This window comes from Cellulomonas sp. KRMCY2, assembly GCF_000526515.1.
GTDB lineage: Bacteria > Actinomycetota > Actinomycetes > Actinomycetales > Cellulomonadaceae > Actinotalea.
In genome coordinates, this window is record NZ_JAGF01000001.1 from 2,355,877 (window position 1) to 2,380,058 (window position 24,182).

The following is a 24,182-nucleotide window of genomic DNA, read 5'->3' on the forward strand; positions in this document are numbered from 1 at the left end:
CGTGCTCCAGGGTTTGGCGGGCTGACCGACCCCTTGCCGGCACCCGTGGCCTTGGAGCCGGTGCGGCCCAAGTCGGTTCGATTCCGCCCACCCGCGAGACGAATCAGCAGGTCAGCGGTCCGCCGTCACATCCGGGCGCCGAGGGTGGCACGAGTCAGGCTAGACCTCCACCGGGACCGGGTAGACCTCGGTGGCCGGGTGACCGGCGCGCTCATGGATGCGCTTGACCGCCTCGGCACTGGGTGCCTCCGAAACGCACCAGACCATCCCGGAGTCAGGGTCACCCCACGCCCTCTGGAAGTCGACCCCCTCGTCACCCTGGATGTCGAGGTCCGCCTGATGCGCGGCTTTTAGGGCCTCGGGGGTGATGCCGTGCATCCCGTGGTGAACGTCCATGAACTTGGGCATGGCAAGAACCTCCAGAGGGGCAAGCGGTGCCCGATTAGCACCGGTTCTACTCCGGATCAGGTGCTGTGGGGAGAGGCGTAGGCGGGGGACGCCCCGAAGTCGACGACGACGCATGCCTCGTCCCCTATGACCCAGGCGTCGTGGCCAGGTTCGATGCGCACGACGTCGTTGGGTGCGGCCTCGGCCTCTGTGCCATCGTTCATGACCACGTGCATCCGCCCGGAGAGCACGTAGAGGAAGTGGGGTGACTGGCAGCTGTCGGTGCCGGCGACGGGACGGAGGTGTTCAGACCACCGCCAGCCCGGTTCAAACCGAGCCTTGAGCACCGAACTGCCGGCGAGCGTCACAACCTGCGCCTCACCCTTGTCCGCGAACGGCCGAACGTCATCGGGTGCATCGAAACTCTTCAACTCCAGTCCAGCCATCAGAAGCCTCCTCGATCGCGTGGTGCACTCGAACCTACGCCGGTGCCCGACATCGAACAATGGGGCTCATCACCATCCTGAAGGGTGCCCCACCCGAGCCGACCCCGCTCGAGCCGGGACTCGTCGTCGGCGAGCTCAACCGACCGGGGTCGGACCGCACGCCACACCGTCTTCCACGAGGTTCCCAGCTGGCGCGCCAGGCCAGCGACTGTGGCGTGCTCGTGGCGCAGCTGAGTGATCGCCCAGGTCACGGCCCTGCAGCTAAGCGACCCGCGGGGCGCGACCAGAGTGGGGTGCTGCTCGACGAACACCCCGACCGGACACCCCGGGTCGGGGCACCGCCACGTGCGCTGGCGCCACCGGACCACCACCGGCACGGCTCCGGGAACGTCATGCAGCCGGCGCAGCCGCCGTCCACGACCAACCGCGACGACCCCGCACCGCGCTCACCGGCGAGCCGCGCCCCTACCGGATGTCCGATGAGCCCCGAAAGCCCTCACCTTCGGCCGCGAAATGCCGATGAAAGTGCTGTGGCTGTGCAGTGAAGGCGTCTTGGCGCCGTTATCTGTTCCTCGGCGTCCTGGCCGCCGCGGGTTGCGTCGCGCTGCCGCTCGGGGTGAGCCGTGATGTCGTCTACTGCCTGATAGGCGTCTCCGGCGCTGCCGCGATCATGGTTGGCGTTCGTAGGTACCGGCCGGCCCACCCCGTCGCGTGGTACCTGATGGCTGCCGGTACCGTGACCTGGGTCGCGGCGGACGGGCTGTACGGCTGGTATGAGCACGTGGCGCTGATCGAGCCGTTCCCCTCGCCGGCCGACGCGCTCTACCTCACCGCATACCCCCTCTTTGCCGGCGGGCTGTGGGTGCTCGTGCGAAGCCGCGGCCCTGCACGCGGTTCGGCCGTGCTCCTCGACACCGCAATCCTCATGGTCGGTCTCGGTCTGCTCTCCTGGGTGTTCCTGATCGAGCCGACCTGGACCGCCGACGGTGAGCCGATGCTCACCCGGGTCGTCGGCGTCGCGTATCCGCTGGGTGACGTGCTGCTCTTCACCATGCTCGTGCGGCTTGCCATGGCGGAGAGGGTGTGGAACAGCGCGTCCCGTCTGGTCGCGGGTTCGTTCGGCGCATTGTTGGTCGCCGACAGCGTGTTCGCGGCGGGGGTGTTCGTGCCCGCCATCGCCGCCCATACGCACCTGCTCGACCTCGGGTGGCTGGTTTCCTACGTGCTGATGGGTGCGGCGGCCCTGCACCCGTCGATGCGCGCACTGTCCGCGCCGGCACCCGAGCGCGCCGGGAGGCTGTCGGTGCCTCGGATGGTGGCGCTAGCGGCCGCCGTAGCTGTCGGACCGGCCCTCCTCGCCGGCGAAGTGATCGCTGGCGTCCCGCCGCACAACGCTGCAGTCCTGATCTCGTCAGGCTTGATGGTGCCGCTCCTTGTTGTCCGAATGGTCCGCATCGTGCGCCAGCTGGAGCACCAAGCGGACCGGCTCGGTCTGCTCGCGGACACCGACTACGGGACGGGTCTGGCGAACCGCCGACTCTTCGTCGATCGGCTCGACGGGCTCCTCAGCGATGCGCACGGGCAGGTCGCGGGCTTCCTGTTGATCGACTTGGAGCGGTCCTCCGAGATCAACGACACCCTCGGATCCCGCACGAGCGACGCGATCCTGCACGCGGTCGGCGTCCGGTTGGGCGAGCTGACCGGCGGGGGCGCCTTGGTGGCGCGGATGGGCAGCAACACGTTCGGGGTCCTGGACCCGTCGATCACCACTGGTGAGCAGGCCTACTGCGAGGCGGTGCGCATCCGAATGGCCCTGGAGCTCCCCCTGGACCTGGCCGACCTGTCCGTCTCGGTCGAGGTGAGTGTCGGAGCCCTCGTCCTGCCCGAAGACGGACCGGAAACGGCGGTCGCGCTACTCCGAGCGGACGCGGCGTTGTCGGCCGCCAGGGCGCGGTCGGACCGGTCAGCGCGCTACGGCATCGAGATGGCGAAGGGCGGCACGCTCGCGCCCATGGTGATCGCGGAGCTGCGCGAAGCGATCGAACACGCCGACCTCGTCGTGCACTACCAGCCGCAGCTCCAGATCCGCAGCGGGCGCGTGTTCGGGGTCGAAGCCCTCGTGCGCTGGCAGCACCCGCGCCACGGGCTGCTGGGACCGGACGCCTTCATCCCCGCGGCCGAGCACATCGGACTCATCGGCCCCCTCACGCAGTACGTGCTCGACAGCGCGCTGCACCAGTGCGCGCGCTGGCGGCGCGAAGGCCTGGACCTGACGGTCGCAGTGAACCTGTCGGTACGCAACCTGCTAGCCCCCGGCCTCGTCGGTGACGTGCGCGCGGCCCTTGCTCGACATGGCGTCGAGGCACGATCGCTCGAGCTCGAGATCACCGAGGGCACCGCGATGGTCGACCTACGGCGCTCGATGCAGGTCCTCAGCGCACTCTCGGAGCTCGGCGTGATGCTCTCGATCGACGACTACGGCACCGGCCACAGCTCGCTGGCGTACCTCCAGCGACTGCCGGTCCGGCGGCTGAAGATCGATCGCTCGTTCGTCACCGGAATGATCGACGACGATGCGAGCGCGGCCATCGTGCGCTCGACCGTCGAGCTGGCACGGGTGCTGCGCCTTGACGTGGTGGCTGAAGGGGTCGAGGACGACGCGACGCTGCTCATGCTCCGAGACATGCGGTGCTTCGCAGCTCAGGGCTTCGGACTCGGGCGCCCGGTGCCGGCCCCGCTCGTCCCCGAGCTCGTTGCACGCATCCAGGAACGACTTCCCGCAGTCCTCGGAACGCACGTGCTCAACAGGGGTCTGTCCGAGTAACGGTGCAAGTGCTGTTTGGCCGGACACGCCGAGCGTGGCTTGGCGGGGAAGCAGGCAGCATGACCGAGACGATCGAGTCCGTGACGAGGACGGATACGGTGTTGGACAAGCATGCGCAGCGTGAGCATGCGGCGCAGATGGTCGAGCAGGCCCGGGCGGCCGGGATCGACCTGGTCGGCCCGGGTGGGTTGCTGACCTGGCGGATCGCCGGCTGCCGGGACTACTGGTCCAAGGACGCCCGCCGGTTCCACATCTCCCCGACCGCGAACATGCACGACGCGATCGCCGCGGTCGAGCTGGCCCTGGCCGAGGCCGCCGAGCTGTTCGGCCGGCCCCTGCGCGACCTCGCGACCGTCGACGACCAGGGCAACGTGGTGCCCGTGGTGACGATCGTGACCGACAACGGTGGCGCTCGTTCCGGTTCGAGGCGTTCATCACCACCCACCCCGAGCTGCGCCACGTCCGCACCCGGGTCCGCACCCCGGGCCAGAACGGCTCACGCGAACGCGGCTTCGGGTCGCTGAAGTATGAACGGCTGTCCTTCGAAGAGATCCCCGACGCGATCGACCTGGCCGCCCACGCCGAGCACTACTGGATCGAGTACAACACCGTCCGACCCCACGAGAACCTCTCCTGGTGCCGCCCGATCGAGGTCCACCTCGGCCTGGCCGACCCGAAGATCCCCAACTCTCCCGAGCCCCACAACCTGCCATCTGCTTGACGCGGGACACCCGTACCCAGCACCCTGCTTCTTGTGCCCGTAGGTCGCTTTGATGGTGTCGTCGATGTCCAGGTAGGCGACCTGGTCGGCGCCGACCAGCAACGGTGACTGCTCGGCCAGGTTCACCAGCACCCTGCGGGCCACCGCGTCGAGCTGGCGCACGTGGCCGAAGGTGAACGCCCGCAGGAACGTCCCCAACGTCGAGGGCGCCCGACCCGCGGTGAACACCCGGTCCATCCCCCCGTGGCGCAGCAGGTCCATGTCATCGATGCTGTCCGCGCCCGCGACCATCCCCGCAACCAAGGCGGCGACCTTCACCCCCGGGTTCGCCCCGGCCGAGCCCGGCACCCGCACGTGGGCGGCGGCCAGGTCGTGCAACCCGGCCCGCCCGGCCAAGGCCATCACCGGGATCAGTCCCGCGCACGACACCAGGTTCGGGTCATCGAAACTCGCTGAGAGGTTGTGGCAAACTCGCATCTACCGGATGTCCTTCTTCTCGGTGCGTTGGAACCGTCGATAAGTCCCATCGTCCCAGGTCAGAAGGACATTCGTGCGTCACGACCCGCTCAGAACACCACGCTCATCGGTGGATCCAGGTTGAACCTCTCGAGCGCATGAGGCACCAGACCCCAGGTGGGTCAGCGCAACGCACTCACATCAGCGTAAGACGGCTACGCTCGTTCGGTTTTGCCGCGACTGGGACACTCTGGCTGACCTTCATCGGGGACGGGAAACCGTCATTTACTTGGCCGCCGTTATCAATGCCGCTGGAAGTTTGCGGAGGGTGCTCGCGCCGAGCAGTCCGGTGGTCACGGCGAGTGTGATGAACGCTGCCTGGAATCCGATGCTGCCGACGAGGATCCCGGCAAGAGCGGGGCCGGTCATGAGGCCGACGGCGTAGGCGAGGTTGTACAGGCTGTAGGCTCCGCCGAGGGCTGGGGGTCTTGTTTGCATACCCTGAACGCCGATCAGGGTGCTGGAGGGTGCGGAGAAGAACGCGATCGCCGCACCGAGCAGCACGAGGCCAATGATGATGTGCCAGAGCTGGTTCCCGAGCCCCAGGACAAGCAGTCCTGTCGTGGCGAGCAGGACGCCGCCGGCGACGAGGTAGCGGGCGTCGATTCTGCCGACGAGGTTGCCCACGATCGGGTTGAGGAGGACGCCCACGGTGACGAGCAGGGCGAAGAGAAGTCCGATGCCGAGCGCGTCGACGCTGTACCCCGTGTTCAGGTGTTGCGGGAGTGTCGGTTCGATCGTGGCGATGATCGCCGCGCTGAGGGCGACTACGCCGATCACCGAGAGGGACCCGGGCACGCGGAGCACGGCCAGAGGGCCGGTGGGGTCATCGGTCGGTGCGGGCATCGGTTTGATGAACACGATCCGCAGCACACCGTCAGCCAGGGCGATACCGGTCGCGAGGATGAATGGGGCGGCGGTGCCGAAGTTGTGGACCAGAAGACCGGATATCGGGGGACCGATGAGGGTGCCGAGGGCGATCATGCTCATCGCGATCCCCATGTATCTTCCCCGCTTGGGAAGCGGGATCACCGCGGCGATCAGGGCGAGACTGGCGACCCAGGACATGCCGGCGGCCACACCCTGCAGGATGCGTCCGAGCAGCAGGAGCCAGTACGGCCCGCCGACCGCGAACAGGAGGGTTGCGGTGGCGAGCCCGATGAGCCCGATCAGGAGCGGACCGCGAGGTCCACGCCGATCGACTATGCGCCCCGCGATGGGAGTAGCGATAATCATTGCCGCGGCATAACTGGCGAACAATGCGCCGGTGCCGACGGGTCCGGCCTTGACCGTGGCATCCAAGAGCGGCAGCACCGGAATAGCGAGCCCGTAGACGAGCATGTCAGTGAACAGGGCGATGCACGCGACGACGACTGCTGCCCGGGGTCGTGTTGCGCCCGAAATGTTGGATGACGTTGCGTTGGGTGGGGCTGTTGTCATGAAGGGTCCTCGATTATTGGGTTGGTTCTGTCTATGGAGTGGGGACCAGGCCGTAGAGGATGGCCCGGCTGGTGGAGGAAATGGCGGCACCGCGTGGTAACAACGCCGCCTCTGTAGCCGCGGTCAAGGTCAGGCCATGGACGAATGTCATGATCACGAACACGGCTTGACTCGCCGACATCCCCTCGCGCAGCGGACCGCACTCTGTGAGAGTCTGGCTGAGATGCTCCTCCCAGCCGGTGAGAGCGCTTCGTTTTTCCTCAATGCCGGAGGTCAGCTCGACAGCCTGCGGGGCAACCACCGTGGAGACCACGGTCAGATCGCGAAACGCCTCATCAGTGCCAAGCAGCGTGATATACATCTCCAGAAACGACACGAGCCGTCCTAGCGGGGAAACGCCGCTTGCGCCCAGGGTGTCTAGGACAGGCTGCATCTGCGTCACCCACTCCTCGTTCAACACCGCCCGCAACAGTGCCTCTTTGCTCTCGAAGTGGTGGTAGACCGCGCCCCTGGTCAGCCCGGCTCTACGGGCGATCACCACCAACGACCCACCAGCCCAACCGTGGGTGGCGAACTCCCGGAGTGCCGTTCGGATGATGGTGCGCCGCGTCTCGGCGGCATCTTCTGCGGTTCTTCTCACGCTTAACAGACAACCCTGTATGTATAAGTCTGTCAAGACAGCTCGTCTCTGCTCGTGGTGACGGCGCCGAGTTGCGTCGTTGCGCCGTGTGCCCGGCGTGATGCAAGGAGCGGATGCTCCCCGACTACGTGTGATCGACGCGGTGGACTTCGCCGAGCGCGCCGGACGGTCGCTAGGCAGGCCGCCACCGCTGGGCCCCCCGCACTGTGCCGTTGCCGCCGCCGGGGTGTACTCGCAAGACCGGCACGTTGTCCGTGACGCTTTGGTCGGCGGTGCCGTGTGAGCCTCGATCCACCGGTCGGCTTTCTGGTGACACCTGATCGGGCCGTGGGTGTGTGATTTCTGATTCGGGCGTGGGTGGGTTGCCGGTCTGTCCGGGTCTTTCACTTCGGGTTCTTGGTTGCGCCGCTGGGGCCGGGTGGTCAGGCCGCGCAGGCGGGTGGTTCGTCGGCGGCGGTGAACATCGCCTGCCAGGGGTCTTCCCAGGGCCATCGCTCGGGCAGGTGGAGACGGGCCGGCGGGCGGAGCGGGCGATGCGGGCGGGCACGGCGATGAGCTGGGTCCGGATCGTGGCGGTCGTCGCCCGGGCGTGGAACCTGGAGGCCAGGGTTCCGGCGGCGCGGGTCAGGTTGAACGAGCTCGCCGCCAGCACGAGCCAGGCGCCCTTCGCGGCGAACGACCCCGACAGCAGGTGCGCCAGGGGCCCGGCTTTGAGTTCGGCGATGACCTTCTCGATGATGGCGTGGTCGCGGTGGGTGGCCTCGGCCGCCAGCATCGCCTCACCGGAGTCGGTGAAGACCGCGTGGTGGCGCCAGGTGGTGAACAGGGCGCCTTGCCCGGCCGGGACCGTCGTGGGGTTCAGGCGCTTGACGCGGCGCACGATCAGCCGGGCGCTGATGTGCTCGGACTTCTTGCGTGAGGTGAACGCGGTGAAGGAGGTCTCGGCGACCTCGGCGTCAGAGACCCACCGGCCCTCTTGCTCGCCGTAGATCGCGTGGGGGTACTTGATTCCCACCCACGCACAGTCGGGGATCTGGGTGATCACCCTGGTCACGGCGGGGTCCATGCGGGCGGTGATGGAGAACCGGGCCCCGCCGGTGCGCGCTGCGGCGATGACGTCGTGGTTGCAGTACGCCGAGTCGCAGCGAACAGTGACCTGCCCGGTCGCGCCGGCCTTGGCCGCGGTCACCAGCGCGTCAGCAACCAACCGGACCGCGCCCTTGGCGCAGTTCGTCGACCCACCCCCGCAGCCGGGTCGCGGCGATCACCGGCGACGACAGTGGTGTCGAGCAGGTCGCGAGCAACGCGTTCAAACCCTTGACCTTCGAATACCCGTACCCGGCGCCCTGCTTCTTGTGCCCGTAGGTCGCCTTGATCGTGTCGTCGATATCCACGAACGCGACCTGGTCGGCGCCCGCCCGGCCAGGTTCACCAGCACCCTGCAGGCCACCGCGTCGAGCTGGCGCACGTGGCCGAACGTGAACGCCCCCAAGAACGTGCCCAACGTCGAGGGTGCCCGCCCGGCGGTCAGCACCCAGCCCATCCCACCATGGCGCAGCAGGTCCATGGCGTCGATTTCCGCCCCGGCGACCATCCCTGCGACCAGGGCGGCGACCTTCACCCCCGGGTTCGACCCGGCCGACCCCGGGACCCGCACATGGGCGGCGGCCAGGTCGTGCAACCCGGCCCGCTCGGCCAAGGCCATGACCGGGACCAGACCCGCGCACGACACCAGGTTCGGGTCATCGAAACCCGCTGAGAGGTTGTGGCAAACTCGCATCTACCGGATGTCCCCTTGTCTGGTGCGTTGGAACCCTCGACAAGTCCCATCGTCCCAGGTCAGAAGGACATTCGTGCGTCACGACCCGCACCGAAGACCACGCTCATCGGTGGATCGAGGCTGAGCCGAGGCCGACCGCATGACCCGGGCAAACTTCCCGGCGCTTTGGGACTGCACCCTTGTCGTGGCCTCGGCCCCGACCACAGCAGCCACACACGAACGCGTCGACGTTCACCCGGCTTGATGACCCCGCCCTCGGCATCCCACAGCTCAACCCCGCGTGTCCTGTAACGAGCTGTCAGCACCATCGGCGAATGCGTGACGCGGCACCCGGCAGAGCGGTCGACGACCCGTCCGGTCAGGCAGCGAGACCTGATCTCGCCGGGATCGGTGCGGCGTACCGTCCCCTGCCCATGGCGCCCGCTTCGTTTACCTTCCCGTCACATTCACTCCGGCGGGCGATGCGCCCGTGGTCGCCGTGCGTCAGACTCGCAGCGTGGAGGATGTGGCGTGGCGGGTCGATCTGACCGATGAGGACATCCTCGCCGCTAGGAACGCCTGGTGGGATGCCTACCAACGCGGTGCACCACCGGAGCGTGTTCAGGTGCTCTGGGACGGCTTGGGGCGGCTCTTGAGGCAGCAGGTGACTCAGCTCGTGATCGACTTCAACAACGGGCGCGAACTCACCTAGCGGCGTGTAACTGACGTGTCTTGTGTGTTCGTCACCTTGGGGCGGGTGTCCTTGGCGAGGATGGTGTCGGCGTCCTTGACCCAGCGGAACGGTTCGCAACGTTCGTTCCAGGCGTCGATGTAGGTGCCGATCGCCGCCTCGAGGTCGGACACGGAGGTGAACGTCCCGCGGCGGATCGCCTGACGCGTGATGATGCCGAAGAACGTCTCGACGAGGTTGGGTCTGCTGCACGGATAGGTGACAGTCGGGCTCAGGCGGCGAGTGCGACCTGAGTGGTCATGATGGCCTCGAATTCGATCGGTGTCAGGCGTCCGAGGCGGGCTTGGCGGCGGCGGCGGTGGTAGGTGCGTTCGATCCAGGTGATGATCGCGATCCGCAGGTCCTGACGGGTGGCCCATCGGCGCCGGTTCAGGACGTTCTTCTGCAGCAGGCTGAAGAAGGACTCCATGGCAGCGTTGTCCCCGGCGGAGGCGACCTGCCCCATCGAGCCGACCAGGTCGTGGCGATGCAGCCGGCGACCTGCCCGCGACGGGCGACGGCACTGACCAGGGCGTTCACTGCGATTCGGGACTTCATCCGGTCGCTGATCGAGTACCCGACGATCCGGTTGGAGAACACGTCCTTGATCGCGCAGAGGTAGAGCTTGCCCTCACCGGTGGGGTGCTCGGTGATGTCCCACAGCCACAGCTGGTTGGGTCGCTCGGCGCGGAACTGGCGCCGGACGTGGTCGTCGTGCGCGGGTGGGCCGGGCTTCTTGCCGTTCTTGGCACGCTTCTTGCCGAACACCGACCACCAGCGGTTGTCCCGGCAGATCCGCCACACCCGCCGGTCACAGGCGCGCAAGCCGGCCCTGGCGGCCTCGTCGGCCAGCAACCGATGACCGAACTCCGGGTCGTCGTGGTGGGCGTCGAAGAGCACGTTGGCCAGGTATGCCTCCTCGAGCTCGCGGGCACCGACGGGTGCGGCGAGCCAGCGGTAGTAGGGCTGTCTTGCGAGCTTCAGGACCCGACACGTCACCACGACGGGGATCCCGTCGCCGGCGAGCTCTCTCACGAGCGGGTAGATCATTTTCCCGGCAGGTGCGCCTGGGCGAAGTAGGCCGCAGCTCGGCGCAGGATCTCGTTCTCCTGCTCCAGCAGCCGGTTGCGGCGCTTGAGCTCACGCACCTCGGCCGACTCGCTGACCGTCACGCCAGGGCGGTGACCGTCGGCGACGTCGGCGGCAGCCAACCAGTTGCGCAGACACGAGTCGGAGATCCCGAAGTCCTTCGCGATCTGGGCGATCGGCGCCTCGCCGCGGCGAGCCACGGCCACGACGTCGTCGCGGAACTCCTTCGGATGGGGTCGTCTTGACACGGTGAACATCCTCTCAGCGGGGACCCTCGTCCCCACAGATCAGGTGTCACCTATCCGTGCAGCAGACCCGTTCATCCACGACCCCGAGGTCGGGGTGCATCGTGATCCGCGGGTTCTTCGCCAGCCACGCCTTGACCGCAGGGTGCTTGTGGGTGGCGTAGTTGTCGGCGACCACGTGCAGCTTGACCCTCGGGTAGGCCTTGGCGACCTGCTTGAGAAACCGCAGGAACTCCTCGTGACGGTGCCGGTCGTAGCAGGCGTCAGCGACCTCGCCGGTGGCGATGATGACGCTCGTTTGAAGTTCCCCGGTTCTGCTCACTGAAATTCCCCACCCGCGTGGCTCCGCCGAGTCGGGCGGGGCTCCCTCAAGGCTGGCGGTCTCTGACCTCCGACCAGCTCAAGGGAGCCCCTCCGCTCATGCTCACACGGGAGGACGACATCGACGTGCACGCATTGCGCCGCCAGGGGTGGACGATCTCCGCGATCGCCCGTCACCTGGGAAGGGACCGCAAGACCATCCGCGCTTACCTGTCCGGGGATCGTGAGGCCGGGGTCCGAGCCCGGACCGTCCCGGACTTCTTCGAGGTGTTCGCGCCGTACTGCGCGCAGCGCCTGGCCGATGACCCGCATCTGTTGGCCAGGACCTTGTTCGACGAGGTGACCGACCTGGGCTACGACGGGTCGTATCCGACAATGACCCGCCAGATCCGCACCCGCGGGCTGCGCCCGGCGTGTGAGCCGTGCCGGCCCGCCACGGGCCGCCCGATCGCGGTGATCGACCACCCGCCCGGCGAGGAAACGCAGTGGGACTGGGTCGAGCTGCCCGACCCGCCTCCCTCGTGGGGATGGGGCGCGCACGCCCACCTGCTCGTCGGGGCGTTGTCGCATTCCGGGGCGTGGCGCGGGGTGCTGTGTGAGTCCGAGGACCAGCCCCACCTCGTGGACGGTCTGGACCGGATCGCCCGCGCGCTGGGCGGACTGACCCGGGACTGGCGCTTCGACCGGATGGCGACCGTGATCAGCCCGGGCACGGGCAAGGTGAGCGCGTCGTTCGCCGGGGTCGCCAAGCACTACGGCGTCGTGGTGCGCCCGTGCCCGCCGCGGCGCGGAAACCGCAAGGGCGTGGTGGAGAAGGCCAACCACGTCGCCGCGCAACGGTTCTGGCGGACCCTGCCCGACAACGTCAGCATCGAGGAAGCCCAGGCACGGCTGGACACGTGGTGCGCGCGGCGCGCCGACGCCCGGATCCGGTCCACCCAGGCGGGCAAGACGACGGTCGGCGCCTTGACCGCGGCCGAGCTGCTGCGCCCGGTGCCGGCCCCGTTCCCGGCGACCTTGAGCGTCGAGCGGACCGTCTCGGCGCAGGCGATGGTGTCCTTCCGCGGGAACCGGTACTCCGTCCCACCCGACATCCAGGGCCGTGGTGCTCTGCGGCGCGAGCTGGTGTGGTGTCTGCGCACCGGGCGCGCGCTGCGCGCGCCGCGGGAGCGGTCGCGGCGCAAGACCTGGGCGCACGTCACGCCCGAGACGCTGATCAGTGAACGCCCCGCCGAGGTCGAAGACCGCGCCGTCCCCGGGCACTGGGAAGGTGACCTCCTGATCGGGCTGGAGCGATCGGCGATCGGCACCGTCGTGGAGCGCACCACCCGGTTCACGATGCTGGTGCACCTTCCCCGCGAGGAGGGCTACCGCCACAAGGAGACGCCCAGGAACGGTCCCGCACTGGGCGGCTACGGGGCGATCACCATGAAGAACGCCCTCGCTACGACGATGTCCACGCTGCCGGCGCAACTGGCCCGTTCACTTACCTGGGACCGCGGCAAGGAGATGCCCGCCCACGCCCAGTTCAAGGTCGCCACCGGCATCCCGGTGTTCTTCGCCGACCCGCAGTCCCCGTGGCAGCGGGGCACGAACGAGAACACGAACGGGCTGCTGCGCCAGTACTTCCCCAAGGGCACCGACCTGTCCCGCTGGAGCGCCGAAGACCTCGAAGCCGTCGCCCACGCGTTGAACACCAGGCCCCGCAAGACCCTCGGCTGGAAGACCCCCGCCGAAGCCTTCAACGAGCACCTACTCTTGCTCCAACAAGCCGGTGTTGCATCGACCGGTTGAATCCGGTCAATACACCTCGATCCGCTACACCGAGCGGCTCGCCGAAGCCGGCCTACAGGCTTCGATCGGGACCGTCGCGGACAGCTACGACAACGCGATGGCCGAGGCCGTCAACGCGCTGTTCAAGACCGAGCTCGTCTTCTGGGAGGGGCCCTGGAAGGGCGTCGACGACCTCGAGCTCGCGACCCTGGGCTGGGTCGACTGGTTCAACCACACCAGGCTGCACTCAGCCCTTGACTACCGGCCACCGGTCGAGGTCGAGAACGAGTACTACCGTCAGATCACCCCCACGCAGCGACCGCTCGTGGGAGAACCCGCCCTGTAGCGAACCCGGGGCGCATCAATGTACCGGTCGCGGTTGGCCTGCCGGTGCTCCGCGGCGATGGCAGCGAGGGTTCGCTGGTGCTCCACGTTCCTCTGGCTCCTCGCGACCAGCCCCGCCCCGATCACGCCGCCAATCAGGGGACCGGTCAGGCTCCAGAGCGTCACGAATCCGTCAACGACTGCTTTGACCGCTTGGGAATCTAGGCTCACGGTTCCGACGGTAGCGCCCGGCGCCGCACGTCATGTCGAGACTCTGCGCGGAGCGCCAGTCCGGCTGTTCTCCGGAACGGGGAGTCTGAGTCACTGGCGACGGCGACCCGGCGGCAAGAGCGTGGCGTGATGCCGACGACGCGCCCCGGGCAGCCGCGAGAACGGCCGCTCAGTAACCGCAAACGGAATTCCCCCAGCCGATCAGGCCGTCAATCCCCACCTTCAGCCCGTCCACCTCGGGGTCGTCGAGCCAGATCGCCTCAATGTCCGCGTACTCACCGGTCCCCTTGGCCAGGCCGTTCAGCGCGTACTGAGTGCCGTCCGCCTCAAACACCAGCCGCCCCGCGCCGACACACCAGATTAGGCCCTCGCTCACGGTCAATGGCCACTGGTACCCCAGCGCTTCCGCGTTGTCGGCAGATACGTCGTGGGTGTCCCTGGGGTCGCGGGCGCTCAGCAGCGCGGTGCAGGCGACAGGGATGCCGATGACCAGCGCTGCGACGGTGAGGCACCCGACAAGGAGGGGCTTCCGGTTCTTGGGCACTTCCGATTCCGCCATGGTGCCAAGTTAGGGCACCTCATCCGGTCCGGGGTGCCCGATGAAGGCGCCGCGACGGTCGCCAAGTCGGGCGGCCGTCACTCCAACGAAGTGAGGGTGGCCCAAGCCTCGGCGGCCTCTGCGCGCACCTCAGGGGCGGTTGTGGTGCGCGGCGCGGTGGAGAGCCACGCCAGGCGCAACGCCTGGCAGACCTGCCCGGCGGGCTTCCCGTCTCGGAGGCCGTAGAGCACCGCCGTCCCGGCGTCCGTTGCGACGATGGCGGGCACGGAGTCTGGGTCATCGTGGTGGGCGCTGATCCACTCCAAGGAGTCGGCGGTGGCGTCGCACAGGAGCCACCCGGCGGGTGCCTCGGTGGGGCCGGGTGGCCCGTAGAGGGTCACGATCTGCACGGTTGCGTCGTCGGCGGGGCGGGGGAACCGGGGAGGGATGTTGAGCGGCCGAGCGTGCGCCTCCGGGGCGCGCCCCTGCGCGCGTGTGGGCTCCGGGTCCATGGGCTGAGTGTCGCGGCCCATGGCGTCAGGCCGCCACGTTCAGGTGAACGGTGAACGGGACCGGGGTGTGGCCCCGGCAGGCAACGACTGGCTGCCCTTCTTCAGCAAGCTCAACTTGATGCAGTCCGCGCGGGCACTCCAGAACCTCGGTATCGATGTCACGCTCGACCGCGTCGAGGCCAGGTGAGTCGTCGCGCAGTCGACCCGTCAGTTCTCTGCAACTCACCTCGCGGGTCCGGGCGCAGCTGCAGTAGGAGCCGGGCCGGGGTGCTGGCCTGCGGGAAGGGCCTCGGGGGCGGGTGGCCAGATGCCGACCCTGTTGTCGCCTGTGGCGGCGCGTGCCACCGTCACCACCCTCGCCATCGACTCTCGCAGGAGGTCGATGTCACCACCGGACCAGCTCGCGAGGTAGGGGACTGAGTAGGTCGCGGAGTCGAGGCCGGCCTGAGCGGTGATCAGGTAGGCGATGGACTCGGCTTCGACCTCCGCCTGGCCGCGGCAGGCCGAACTGGTGGCGTAGTCGGTGAAGCGGTGCTCATGGTCGGCGCGGATGTGGCCGAGCTCGTGGGCAAGGGTCTTGGCGGCTTGGGCGGGCTCGACGTCGTCGGGTACCCGGACGATGCGGTGGGTGTAGTCGGTGTATCCGTTGGCGCCGTGGCAGGGTCCGCGTTCGACCCGGTACCCATCGGCCGCGATGAGGCCGACGAGGTGGTCCCAGAGGCGGTCGGGCGCGTCGCCGTGCAGTAGTGGGCGCTCGACGTCGGGCAGAGGCTCCCCATCGGTCTGGGTGACGTCGAAGACATGCACGACTTTGAAGCCGCGCAGCACCCGCTTCGCAGCGGGCTCGTCTTCGCTCGGCGATGACGCGGGCCGAGAGTGCGACTCGCGGCCGAGCGCCGCATCGGCCTGGGGTGTCCGTGGGGCGTTGTCCAGCGGGTGGGTGGGGTAGACGCACGGGGCGAGGATTGCGATGCCGTGCTCGCCCTTGTTCACGTGGCGCCCGAGGGCGTGCCAGGTGCGGAACCCTGCGACGCGGGTGGCGTCAGGGCGCTGGGCGCCGACCAGCAGGATGTTCGACGGTAGTCGTGGAACCGCGGTGCGGCGGCGAGCATCCGGGCCCACCCGTCGGAGGTGGCAAGGTCCGCGACCCGCTCGGCCAACGCCATCACCGGGATCAACCCGGCGCACGACACGAGGTTCGGATCATCGAAACCTGCCGAGAGGCTGTGGCAAGATCGCATCTACCGGATGTCCTTCTTCTCGGTGCGTTGGAGCCCTCGACAGGTCCCATCGTCCCAGGTCAGAAGGACATTCGTGCGTCACGACCCGCTCAACACACCACATTCACCGGTGGATCGAGGCTGAGACCTCGACCAGCACCGCGCCGCGCGTCAGTGCGCCGATGCCCTTCACCACCGCGGTCCTCTCGGTTGGGCTGGGCGCGGCCGCAGAGAACCTCGGTACGAGGGTTACGCTCGCGGCGTGTCAAAGCAACCCTGGGTGCTCGCCCTGACCGGCGCTCCCGGTGCCGGGAAGTCCACGACCGCCCGTGAGCTCGCGCGGATCGCCGGTGCCGCCATCCTCGACCAGGACGCGATGACGAATCCACTCGTCGACGTCGTGGCCGGGCTGATCGGTGCGACCGACTATGACGACGCGTGCCTGGCGGGTCTGGTCCGGCCTGCGCGCTACTCCTGTCTCGCCAGGGTGGCCGCCGACTGCGTGTCCGCCGGGGTTCCTGCGATCCTCGTCGCACCCTTCACCGCTGAACGGCGCGACGCCGAGCAATGGGCGCGCTGGGAGTCCGAGATCGCAGCGGTCGGCGGGCGGGCCGTGCTCGGGTGGTTGCGCCTCGACGCGCCAGAGCTCCGCCGCCGCATCTGCGAGCGTGGTCTGAGTCGCGATGCGGCCAAGTTGGCAGACCTCGATGCCTACCTCGCAGGCCTCGACCTTGAGCCTCCCCGGGCTCCGCACATCGTCGTGGATGCCGCGGCCGCTCCGGAGAGCCAGGCTCGTCACCTGCGCGCCGCGCTCGCCTGATCCGAGCGTCCGCCGGTCTTGGGCCCGAGCGGGTTGACAACCATGTCACCGGTCCTCGATAGTCATATCGCTGCGGATGACATCGATGACATCGCAGAAGATGACAACGATGACATCACCTCAACGGAGAGGACTTCTGGGATGTGCGCACCGCGCCAGTACCCCCTGGCTTCTCGGCGATCCATCGTCCGGCCGGCCGGGATCACGTCATGACGATCCCGAAGGGTGGCCCGACCCTCAAGGACGTCGCCGAGCTCGCTTCGGTGAGCACCAAGACGGCCTCGCGGGTGCTCAACGAGCACCCCAAGGTCGCGGTCGCGACGCGAGCCGCCGTCATCCAGGCGATGAGAAGCCTCGACTACCAGCCCGATCCCGCCGCGCGGTCGCTGCGGGCCGGGACCGACCGCGTCGTCGGTATCGTCATCGACAGCATCGGCGACGTGTTCTTCGCGCAGCTGGTGGCCACCGTTGAGGCGATCCTGGACGCCGCCGGCTACCGAGTGCTCGTGGCGTCGAGCAACCGTGATCCCGCCCGCGAGCGGGAGACCGTGCAGAACTTCGTCCAGCGCCGCTGCGCCGGCGTCATCCTGGCCCCCACGGGGCGGGCCTCCCTGGCCGACCTGCGGCTGCGCGACACGCCGATCGTCTTCGTCGACCGCATCGGTGACCTCGATGGGGCGCGGAGCGTGGTGTCGGACGACTTCGGATTCGGACTCACGGCGACCGATCACCTCATCCGCCACGGACACCGGCGGATCGCCCTGCTCAGCGACGCGCCGCTCGTCGAGACCACGCGGCTCCGCCACGAGGGGTTCCGGGCGGCGATGGCCGCTGCTGGGCTCGAAGTCGACGAGCAGCTCGTTCGGGCCGACTGCCCGGGCGCCGCGGACGTGATGCGGGTGATTACTTCCCTGCTGGCGCTCGATGAGCCCCCGACGGCGCTCATCTCGACGAACACGCGACTGTCGCTCGGCGTCGTACCTGCGCTGCACCAGCACGGGCGCACCGACATCGCACTCGTCGCGATCGGGGACTTCGCGATGGCCGAGAGCCTCTCGCCCGCGGTCACGGTCATCGACCACTCACCGGAGGCGGTCGGTGCCGCTGCGGCACAGGCCATGCTCCTGCGGCTTGACGCCGGGGCAGACCTCCCCCTCGACCGGATCCAGACCGTCCCCGCCCGCCTCATCGTGCGCGGTTCGGGCGAGCTCGAGCCACCCGGCCCGGGCCTTTCCCACGGCTCGACGACGCCTCAACCAAGAAGGAGGAGGAATGGCAACCACCGGTAGTTCACCGATCTACGAGGCGCGTGGCATCGACCGCGCCTACGGTTCCGTGCTCGCCCTGCAAGGCGCGAACTTCGACGTCTACCCCGGGGAGGTCTCCGCGCTCATCGGAGACAACGGCGCCGGGAAGTCGACCCTGGTGCGGATCCTCTCCGGCGCCGAGCCAGCCGACAACGGGAGCGTCCTGTTCGAGGGCAAGGAGATCACTCTTTCCAGCCCCACCGATGCCCGCAACCGCGGCATCGAGACGGTCTTCCAGGATCTGGCGCTCGCCAACCACTTGGACCCGATCCAGAACATGTACCTCGGGCGGGAGGTGATGAAGCCGGGTCTGCTCGGGCTGCTCGGGTTCATGGAGCGCACCCAGATGCGCAACGCCGGCCGCGACGCGTTCGCCAATCTCGGTGCGACGGTCACGAACTATTCGGGTCCGGTCGGGGGGATGTCCGGCGGGCAGCGTCAGGCTATCGCGGTGGCGCGGGCGGCAACCTGGGCGAGCAAGGTCATCTTCTTGGACGAACCGACCGCTGCGCTCGGGGTGGTCCAGACCAAGGGCGTGCTCGACCTCATCCGTCGCATCCGCGACAAGGGCATCGGTGTCGTGCTCATCAGCCACTCGATGCCGCACGTCCTGGAGGTCGCTGACCGCGTCCACGTGCTCCGCCACGGTCGCCGGGTGGCCACGTACGAGGGCGGCACCACCAATGTCGAAGAGCTGGTCGGGGCGATGACCGGCGCCCTCGACGGGAGGGAAGCGGCATGAGCGTCATGGCAGACGACAAGACACAGCTCGCGCAGGAACCAGCCGTCGCGCATCCAGGCCTGGCCGCGCGACTGAGGCAGGGCGTGCGTGCACAGGCGCTCCAGATCGTCCTCGTCTGGCTGGCGATCGTGACCCTCTTCAGCTTCCTGAGCCCGAACGCCTTCTTCGACCCGGCCAACTTTCGGAACATCGCGATCAGCGTGTCGATCCTTGCTGTGCTCGGCGTCGGCACGACGTTCATCATCATCACCGGCGGAATCGACTTGTCGATGGGCTCGGTCCTGGTCTTCAGCGGGGTCGTGTCGTCGATGACGATGGAGCGGGTCGGCGGCGGCGAAGGCTGGGGTTCCGCGTTCGTCGGGATCGTTGTGGCTTTGGCAGCGGGCCTGGCGTGGGGACTGCTCAACGGGTTCCTGGTCGCCAAGGCGAAGGTCCCGGCGATGATCGTCACCCTGGGAACGTTCGGGGCCGCTCTCGGCCTCGCCCAGGTGATCACCGGCGGTATCGACCGCCGAGCCGTACCCGCCGTGCTCGTCGACACCATCGGGTTCGGGCGGGTTCTCGGGGTCCCCAGCCTCGTCATCGTCGCGGTCGTCGTCGTCACGAGCGGGATCATCGTGCTCAACCGGACCCGCTTCGGCCTCCTGACCTGCGGCGTCGGCTCGAACGCCGAGGCATGCCGACGGGTCGGCATCAACGTCGATCGACAGATCGTCCTGGTCTACGGCCTGGCCGGGCTGCTCGCGGGGCTCGCCGGGCTGCTGAACCTGGCGTTCTTCCGGTCGACGACGATCGCCGGGAACAGCCTGACCAACCTCGACGTCATCGCAGGCGTCGTCATCGGGGGCACGAGCCTCTTCGGGGGCGTGGGGACCGTCTTCGGGACGGTGATCGGCTTGCTCATCCCGGCCACCCTGCGCAACGGCTTCGTGATCCTCGGCGTGCAGCCGTACTGGCAGCAGGTCGTGGTCGGTGCCTTCCTCATCACGGCTGTCTACGCCGACCAGCTGCGTCGGACCGCAAACCTGCGAGGTCACCAGAAGTCCTCGCTCGTGTCTCGCCTGCTCCACCCCAACCGAAAGGACAAGTAGATGCGTCACCACAAGTTCGTCACGATCAGTGCGGCCTTCGCCATGGCACTGAGCCTTGCCGCCTGCTCGAGCGCCACGCCCGACGAGCCCGGTACCGACGAGCCCGGTACCGACGAGGCGACGTCTGCGCCGGAGGAGGAAGAGACCATCGACCTCGCCTTCATCCAGGGCGTGATCGGCGACAACTTCTACATCTCCATGGAGTGCGGTGTCCTTGCCGCCGCCGAGGAGATGGGCGGCATCGAGGTCAGCGTCCAGGGTCCCCAGAAGTGGGACGCGGCTCTCCAGCAGCCGATCGTCGCCTCCGTGCTCGCCACCGAGCCCGACGCCATCCTCATCGCGCCGAACGACGTCAGCGCGCTGCAGCGTCCCCTCGAGGAGGCGGCGGGCGCGAGCGAGGTCGTCCTCGTGGACACCACCGTCGAGGACCCGTCCTTCGCGGTCAGCGAGATCTCTTCGGACAACGTCGGTGGCGGCGCAGCTGCCTTCGCGGCGATCCAGGAGCTCGTGCCGGACGGTGGAAAGGTGCTGGTCATCGACAACCAGCCCGGCATCTCGACGTCTGACGCTCGCGTCCAGGGCTTCGAGGGGGCGGTCGCGGAGGACTCGAGCTTCGAGTACGTCGGGGTGCAGTACGCGCAGAACCAGCCTGCCCGTGCTGCGGACATCGTGACCTCGACGTTGCAGCGGTTCCCGGACCTCAAGGCGATCTTCGCGACGAACCTGTTCAGCGCCGAGGGCGCTGCGACGGGCATCGCCCAGGCGGGGATGGAAGGCAAGGTCCAGGTCGTGGGCTTTGACGCTGGCCCTGCCCAGGTCGACGCGCTCCGCGCCGGGACCGTCCAGGCGATCATCGCCCAGCAGCCGTACGACATCGGCTACCAGGGCGTGCAGCAGGCCGTGGCCGCCCTGCGCGGCGAGGCGACCGAGTCGAAGATCCAGACCGGCTTCACCATCATCACGCTCGCCAACCTCGACTCCGAGGAGGGCCAGGCGGCCCTCTACGCGTCCGGGTGCTGACGCTCTGACGTGCCAGCGGTGGGTACCGCCCGAGGTGGAGCCTCGGGCGGTACCCACCGGCATGGACACCAGTCAGGCATCTCGCACCTTCGGTGCACCCAGCACACCTTGAAGGAGACATTCGTGGCCGACCTGGTTGCGGGGCTCGACCTCGGCAGTACCGGCATCAAGATCCTCATCGCCGATCGGCAGGGGCAGGAGGTCCTTCTCCGACAGGTGAGCACGCCGTGGCGGGATTGCCCGCACGGCGCCACGGAGCTCGACGCCGACGACCTGCTCGCCAGCGTGCGGGCGCTGCTCGCCGACGTCGCGGACGGCCTGGCCGAGGTCACGGGAGATGCGGGCGCCAGGATCTCCGCTCTGGCGGTGTCCGGCATGGGAGAGACCGGCTTCCTGCTGGGCAGCGGCCTGGAGGTCGTCTCACCGGGGATCGCCTGGTTCGACCCTCGCGGCGCGGATCAGGTGCGCAACCTGCCCGCGGCGCTGCGCGAGCAGTTCGCCGGCCGGACCGGCCTGCCGTTGGGCGCCCAGGTGACGGTCGCCAAGCTGCTCCTGCTGCGCGACGAGGGACTGACGCTCGCCGGCACCCGCTGGGCCAACCTTCCGGAGTTCGTCGCCGCGTCCCTCGGGGCCCGCCTCGTCGGTGACGTCTCGCTCGTCTCCCGGACCGGCCTGCTCGACCAAGACACGGGCCGACCATGGCCCGAGATGCTCGCGTACCTGGGCGTCGATGCGACCTTCCTTCCTCCGCTCGTCCCGTCCGGAGCCGACCTGGGCGCTGCGTCGGGTGTCCTCGTGCCAGCCGCGCTCCAGGGCGCGCGCCTCACCGTCGCCGGGCACGACCACCTGGTCTCGGCCGTCAGCGGCGGGCTCACCGAGAGCGACCGCTACCACGTCTCGATGGGCACGGCCGAGGTCCTGCTGCGCGTCGTGGACTCACCGCTCGATTACGACGCGCGCAGCCGCCTCGGCGCCGCCCTCATCAACTGCGTGCACCACGTGGTCCCGGGGAAGCACGTGCTTGTCGCGGGCGTCAAGACCGGACTGCTCATGCGCCGGGCGCTCCAGCTCGTCGGTATCACGGACGCCGCCGGGCGGGATGCGCTCGACGCCGCCGTCCTGGCGCTGGACCGGAGCCCTGGCCTAGTCGAGGGCGCCGTTGAGGTCCACGGAGCGCGCAACGACGACGGCATGCTGTCGCTGACCATCCGGGCTGATGGCGTCACGCCGGCGGAGGTCTTCCGTGCCGTGCTCCGGCACGGCAACGAGGAGATCAGCCGACTCATCGAGGTCATGGACCACGAGGTACGGCCCGCGCGGTCGACCCTCCTCACCGGTGGCTGGGTGGGGATGCAGAGCGTCTGCGGGGCCCGAGCGGAGGTCCTGCCGGGCATGAACGTCTCGACGCGTAGCCAGGACACCGCGTTCGGTGCGGCGATGTTCGCCGCTCGCCTCGGTGCGACCGACCGCGCGTTGTCGGCGGAGCACTGACACAGCCCCCGGCCCGGGCACCGCGTTCGGGCCACCACCACCGATCACGACTGGAGCATCCATGAACCCCCTGACCACCCCCGAGCACCGAGGGTTCGGCGCCATCTGCACCGACGCCGGCCACCTGCTCATCGTCGCTGCCGACCAGCGCAACGGCATGAAGGCCGTGATGAATCACCCGGACGGCGCCGGGGCCATCACGCACGACGAGCTCCTCGCGGCCAAGGCCGACCTGGTGCGCCACCTCGGCAACCACGCCCCCGCGATCCTCCTCGACCCGGAGATCGCCCTCCCGCAGGTCGTGGACAACGGCACTCTGGCACGCGGCACGGCACTCGTGGTCGGCATGGACGCCTCGGGTTTCGAGACGGTCGACGGCCTGCGGTACACGCGGATCGTGCCCGGCACCACCGCGAAGAAGGTGCGTGACCTCGGTGGCGACGCCGCCAAGATGCTCTGGTACGTCCGCGCCGACAAGCAGGGCCCGGACTCGCGGGTGGCCGACGAGATGCGTGAGTTCGTCAGCGCCTGCACGGCCGAGGGCCTGCTGCTCATCGTCGAGATCCTCACCTACCGTCTCGAGGACGAGTCCGCGGAGGAGTACGCGGAGCGCTTCCCCGGGCTGATCATCGACGCCGCTGCCCTTGCCGTGGCCTGCGGTGCGAAGGTCCTCAAGCTGCCGTACCCGGGCAGCGCGCAGGCGTGCGCGGCCGTGACGGCTGCCGCGGACGGGGTGCCGTGGGCGGTCCTGTCCGCCGGCGTCGACCACGCGACCTTCATCGAGCAGGTCACCACGGCCGTGGCCAACGGTGCGGCCGGCGCGATGGCCGGCCGTTCGCTGTGGAAGGACAGCCTGGCGATGACGACGCAGGAGCGGGAGGCGCTGCTCACCGAGCGGGCTCAGCCCCGACTGCGCGAGCTCGCCGCGGCGGTCGACGGCCCGCGCTGAGCGTCGCGGCCCCGGGACCACACCTAGCGCGGCGGGCCCGGGAACCAGCACGACTCGCGCTCGACCAGGCTCACCGGAAGGCTCTGACGGCGGCGGTGCCTGCGGCCCGGGTGCTCGAGACGATCGAGCACCCGGGCGGTGGCGAGCTCCCCGAGGCGCGAGGGGTTCTGGTCGAGCACGGTGACCGTCGGCGCGAGGGCGTCCGAGAGCGGGAAGTCCCCGAAAGACACCAGCGCCATGCCCAGCCCGGGCAGGAGCGGTGCGAGTGCGATGGTGCACCGCGCGTTCGAGCTGAACAGCGCGGTCGGTGGGTCCGGCATCGACGCGAGCCGAGTGACGGCCGCCGCCGCTCCGGCCCGGGTCGCGCCGTCCATCGCCACGAGCTCCGGCCGCCAGGGCAGGCCGGCGTCGCTCAGGGCGCGGCGGTAGCCGGCGAGCCGCAGAGCGGTCGTGGGCAGCCGCAGGGTGTCGCCCAGGAACGCGACCGCCGCATGCCCGTGACCGACGAGGTGAGCGGCACCGGCGTGCGCCCCGCCGTCGTCGTCCGACGTGAAAGAGTCGGCCGACACCCGGGCGGGGCGCCGGTCGACGAACACCGTCGGGGTGGTCGCGAGCCACGGCCGCAGATAGGCCTGATCGTCCGAGACCGGGGCGAGAATCAGGCCGCTCAGGCGCCGACTGAGCAGCGCAGTGACCCTGGTCCGCTCCTCCTGCGGGTCCTCGCCGGTCCCGGCGACGATCGTGAGCATGCCGTGCTCCGCGGCGGTGCGATCGACCTGGCGCACGATGGCCGCGAAGAACGGGTCCTCGATGTCCGGGACGACGACCCCGATGACGGGTGACCTGCCGTCCCGGAAGGTCGTCGCGAGGGTGTTGGGCAGGTATCCCAGCCGGCGGATCGCTGCCTCGACCCTCGCGCGGGTCTCAGGTGCGACGTGCGGGTCGTCGTTGTGGACGCGCGACACCGTCTTGACGGAGACCCCTGCCTCCGCGGCGACGTCCTGCATCCGGACCACGGTCGACTCCTGTCACCTGAGACCAGCATC

The 24,182-nt window shown here is 69.0% G+C and carries 21 protein-coding genes and 8 pseudogenes; 15 read left to right on the forward strand and 14 right to left on the reverse strand.

Annotated elements, in window-relative coordinates; all coding sequences use genetic code 11:
- Positions 1-159: 159 nt before the first annotated feature.
- The 3 genes from K415_RS0111330 to K415_RS23505 are packed head-to-tail and all read right to left on the reverse strand — an operon-like array spanning position 160 to position 1,210.
- Positions 160-408: an SCO4226 family nickel-binding protein gene (locus tag K415_RS0111330; protein WP_024287169.1), complete on the reverse strand. Its 249-nt coding sequence runs from the start codon at positions 406-408 to the stop codon at positions 160-162.
- Positions 409-464: 56 nt separating this feature from the next.
- Positions 465-833 (reverse strand): cupin domain-containing protein, encoded by a 369-nt coding sequence (locus K415_RS0111335; RefSeq protein WP_024287170.1) that lies wholly within the window; start codon positions 831-833, stop codon positions 465-467.
- A complete protein-coding gene (locus K415_RS23505; RefSeq protein ID WP_369795219.1) occupies positions 833-1,210 on the reverse strand; it encodes a helix-turn-helix domain-containing protein in 378 nt (125 codons plus the stop codon). The genes K415_RS0111335 and K415_RS23505 overlap by 1 nt, the downstream gene beginning before the upstream one ends.
- Positions 1,211-1,374: 164 nt before the next feature.
- Between K415_RS23505 and K415_RS0111340 the strand changes: the two genes are divergently transcribed.
- Genes K415_RS0111340 through K415_RS24670 form a run of 3 tightly spaced genes read left to right on the forward strand, consistent with a single transcriptional unit; the run spans position 1,375 to position 4,378 of the window.
- A complete protein-coding gene (locus K415_RS0111340; RefSeq protein WP_081784980.1) occupies positions 1,375-3,657 on the forward strand; it encodes a bifunctional diguanylate cyclase/phosphodiesterase in 2,283 nt (760 codons plus the stop codon).
- 59 nt (positions 3,658-3,716) lie between these two features.
- Positions 3,717-4,181 carry a hypothetical protein gene (locus tag K415_RS24665; protein WP_024287172.1) on the forward strand — a complete coding sequence of 155 codons (465 nt, stop codon included), beginning with the start codon at positions 3,717-3,719 and terminating at the stop codon, positions 4,179-4,181.
- The gene (locus K415_RS24670; RefSeq protein ID WP_231494990.1) at positions 4,109-4,378 is read left to right on the forward strand and encodes an integrase core domain-containing protein; all 270 of its coding nucleotides are present in this window, start codon (positions 4,109-4,111) and stop codon (positions 4,376-4,378) included. The genes K415_RS24665 and K415_RS24670 overlap by 73 nt, the downstream gene beginning before the upstream one ends.
- 9 nt (positions 4,379-4,387) lie before the next feature.
- Here K415_RS24670 and K415_RS24675 read toward each other — a convergent pair.
- The 4 genes and pseudogenes from K415_RS24675 to K415_RS23525 all read right to left on the reverse strand — a co-directional run.
- Positions 4,388-4,855: pseudogene (locus K415_RS24675) on the reverse strand (IS1380 family transposase); the annotation flags it as partial.
- 264 nt (positions 4,856-5,119) lie between these two features.
- Entirely contained in the window at positions 5,120-6,334 is a 1,215-nt protein-coding gene (locus tag K415_RS0111355) for an MFS transporter (RefSeq protein WP_024287174.1), read from the reverse strand.
- Positions 6,335-6,365: 31 nt separating this feature from the next.
- Positions 6,366-6,974, reverse strand: a complete 609-nt coding sequence (locus tag K415_RS24285) for a TetR/AcrR family transcriptional regulator (protein WP_024287175.1) — start codon at positions 6,972-6,974, stop codon at positions 6,366-6,368.
- A 422-nt stretch (positions 6,975-7,396) separates the two neighbouring features.
- Positions 7,397-8,754 (reverse strand): annotated as a pseudogene (locus tag K415_RS23525) (IS1380 family transposase).
- Between the two features lie 496 nt (positions 8,755-9,250).
- On the opposite strand from K415_RS23525, the gene K415_RS0111370 reads away from it, so the two are divergent.
- Positions 9,251-9,445 (forward strand): hypothetical protein, encoded by a 195-nt coding sequence (locus tag K415_RS0111370; RefSeq protein ID WP_155859440.1) that lies wholly within the window; start codon positions 9,251-9,253, stop codon positions 9,443-9,445.
- On the opposite strand, the pseudogene K415_RS0111375 reads toward K415_RS0111370, so the two are convergent.
- The 3 pseudogenes from K415_RS0111375 to K415_RS0111390 form a co-directional block, all read right to left on the reverse strand.
- Positions 9,442-9,663 (reverse strand): annotated as a pseudogene (locus K415_RS0111375) (IS630 family transposase); the annotation flags it as partial. The gene K415_RS0111370 and the pseudogene K415_RS0111375 sit on opposite strands and share 4 nt — an antisense overlap.
- 32 nt (positions 9,664-9,695) lie before the next feature.
- A pseudogene (locus tag K415_RS23965) lies at positions 9,696-10,809 on the reverse strand (IS3 family transposase).
- Between the two features lie 60 nt (positions 10,810-10,869).
- Positions 10,870-11,086, reverse strand: a pseudogene (locus K415_RS0111390) (transposase); the annotation flags it as partial.
- A gap of 131 nt (positions 11,087-11,217) precedes the next feature.
- Here K415_RS0111390 and istA point away from each other — a divergent pair.
- From istA to K415_RS0111400, 3 pseudogenes are all read left to right on the forward strand, one after another.
- Positions 11,218-12,057: pseudogene (istA, locus tag K415_RS24290) on the forward strand (IS21 family transposase); the annotation flags it as partial.
- A gap of 153 nt (positions 12,058-12,210) precedes the next feature.
- Positions 12,211-12,912, forward strand: a pseudogene (locus tag K415_RS24295) (IS30 family transposase); the annotation flags it as partial.
- A 7-nt stretch (positions 12,913-12,919) separates the two neighbouring features.
- A pseudogene (locus K415_RS0111400) lies at positions 12,920-13,237 on the forward strand (integrase core domain-containing protein); the annotation flags it as partial.
- 378 nt (positions 13,238-13,615) lie between these two features.
- On the opposite strand, the gene K415_RS0111405 reads toward K415_RS0111400, so the two are convergent.
- Both K415_RS0111405 and K415_RS0111410 read right to left on the reverse strand, forming a co-directional pair.
- A complete protein-coding gene (locus tag K415_RS0111405; RefSeq protein ID WP_024287182.1) occupies positions 13,616-14,005 on the reverse strand; it encodes a DUF2511 domain-containing protein in 390 nt (129 codons plus the stop codon).
- Between the two features lie 77 nt (positions 14,006-14,082).
- Positions 14,083-14,496: a hypothetical protein gene (locus K415_RS0111410; RefSeq protein WP_155859442.1), complete on the reverse strand. Its 414-nt coding sequence runs from the start codon at positions 14,494-14,496 to the stop codon at positions 14,083-14,085.
- 43 nt (positions 14,497-14,539) lie between these two features.
- On the opposite strand from K415_RS0111410, the gene K415_RS23970 reads away from it, so the two are divergent.
- Positions 14,540-14,683, forward strand: a complete 144-nt coding sequence (locus K415_RS23970; protein WP_155859443.1) for a DUF6119 family protein — start codon at positions 14,540-14,542, stop codon at positions 14,681-14,683.
- 35 nt (positions 14,684-14,718) lie between these two features.
- Here the strand turns inward: K415_RS23970 and K415_RS0111420 are convergent, their stop codons facing one another.
- On the reverse strand, positions 14,719-15,618 hold the full coding sequence (locus K415_RS0111420) for an ArdC-like ssDNA-binding domain-containing protein (protein ID WP_024287184.1): 900 nt from the start codon (positions 15,616-15,618) through the stop codon (positions 14,719-14,721).
- Between the two features lie 360 nt (positions 15,619-15,978).
- On the opposite strand from K415_RS0111420, the gene K415_RS0111425 reads away from it, so the two are divergent.
- From K415_RS0111425 to K415_RS0111455, 7 genes are all read left to right on the forward strand, one after another.
- Positions 15,979-16,536, forward strand: a complete 558-nt coding sequence (locus K415_RS0111425; RefSeq protein WP_081784985.1) for an AAA family ATPase — start codon at positions 15,979-15,981, stop codon at positions 16,534-16,536.
- 209 nt (positions 16,537-16,745) lie between these two features.
- Entirely contained in the window at positions 16,746-17,825 is a 1,080-nt protein-coding gene (locus K415_RS0111430; protein WP_024287186.1) for a LacI family DNA-binding transcriptional regulator, read from the forward strand.
- Complete coding sequence (locus K415_RS0111435) at positions 17,809-18,585, forward strand: ATP-binding cassette domain-containing protein (protein ID WP_024287187.1); 777 nt, start codon at positions 17,809-17,811, stop codon at positions 18,583-18,585. The genes K415_RS0111430 and K415_RS0111435 overlap by 17 nt, the downstream gene beginning before the upstream one ends.
- Entirely contained in the window at positions 18,582-19,676 is a 1,095-nt protein-coding gene (locus tag K415_RS0111440) for an ABC transporter permease (RefSeq protein ID WP_024287188.1), read from the forward strand. The genes K415_RS0111435 and K415_RS0111440 overlap by 4 nt, the downstream gene beginning before the upstream one ends.
- Positions 19,677-20,696, forward strand: a complete 1,020-nt coding sequence (locus K415_RS0111445) for an ABC transporter substrate-binding protein (RefSeq protein ID WP_024287189.1) — start codon at positions 19,677-19,679, stop codon at positions 20,694-20,696. It abuts the gene before it with no gap.
- Positions 20,697-20,819: 123 nt separating this feature from the next.
- A complete protein-coding gene (locus K415_RS0111450) occupies positions 20,820-22,187 on the forward strand; it encodes an L-fuculokinase (protein ID WP_024287190.1) in 1,368 nt (455 codons plus the stop codon).
- A 61-nt stretch (positions 22,188-22,248) separates the two neighbouring features.
- Positions 22,249-23,136: a tagatose-bisphosphate aldolase gene (locus tag K415_RS0111455; RefSeq protein ID WP_024287191.1), complete on the forward strand. Its 888-nt coding sequence runs from the start codon at positions 22,249-22,251 to the stop codon at positions 23,134-23,136.
- A 23-nt stretch (positions 23,137-23,159) separates the two neighbouring features.
- Here K415_RS0111455 and K415_RS0111460 read toward each other — a convergent pair whose 3' ends face one another.
- Entirely contained in the window at positions 23,160-24,143 is a 984-nt protein-coding gene (locus K415_RS0111460; RefSeq protein WP_034662726.1) for a LacI family DNA-binding transcriptional regulator, read from the reverse strand.
- Positions 24,144-24,182 lie beyond the last annotated feature (39 nt).

What these genes read in the sequence shown, in the direction of transcription:
- K415_RS0111330 (WP_024287169.1), bottom strand. Translation starts at nt 408, where the DNA reads ATGCCCAAGTTCATGGACGTTCACCACGGGATGCACGGCATCACCCCC.
- K415_RS0111335 (WP_024287170.1), bottom strand. Translation starts at nt 833, where the DNA reads ATGGCTGGACTGGAGTTGAAGAGTTTCGATGCACCCGATGACGTTCGG.
- K415_RS24665 (WP_024287172.1), top strand. Translation starts at nt 3,717, where the DNA reads ATGACCGAGACGATCGAGTCCGTGACGAGGACGGATACGGTGTTGGAC.
- K415_RS0111355 (WP_024287174.1), bottom strand. Translation starts at nt 6,334, where the DNA reads ATGACAACAGCCCCACCCAACGCAACGTCATCCAACATTTCGGGCGCA.
- K415_RS0111405 (WP_024287182.1), bottom strand. Translation starts at nt 14,005, where the DNA reads ATGGCGGAATCGGAAGTGCCCAAGAACCGGAAGCCCCTCCTTGTCGGG.
- K415_RS0111410 (WP_155859442.1), bottom strand. Translation starts at nt 14,496, where the DNA reads ATGGACCCGGAGCCCACACGCGCGCAGGGGCGCGCCCCGGAGGCGCAC.
- K415_RS0111430 (WP_024287186.1), top strand. Translation starts at nt 16,746, where the DNA reads ATGACGATCCCGAAGGGTGGCCCGACCCTCAAGGACGTCGCCGAGCTC.
- K415_RS0111435 (WP_024287187.1), top strand. Translation starts at nt 17,809, where the DNA reads ATGGCAACCACCGGTAGTTCACCGATCTACGAGGCGCGTGGCATCGAC.
- K415_RS0111440 (WP_024287188.1), top strand. Translation starts at nt 18,582, where the DNA reads ATGAGCGTCATGGCAGACGACAAGACACAGCTCGCGCAGGAACCAGCC.
- K415_RS0111445 (WP_024287189.1), top strand. Translation starts at nt 19,677, where the DNA reads ATGCGTCACCACAAGTTCGTCACGATCAGTGCGGCCTTCGCCATGGCA.
- K415_RS0111455 (WP_024287191.1), top strand. Translation starts at nt 22,249, where the DNA reads ATGAACCCCCTGACCACCCCCGAGCACCGAGGGTTCGGCGCCATCTGC.
- K415_RS0111460 (WP_034662726.1), bottom strand. Translation starts at nt 24,143, where the DNA reads ATGCAGGACGTCGCCGCGGAGGCAGGGGTCTCCGTCAAGACGGTGTCG.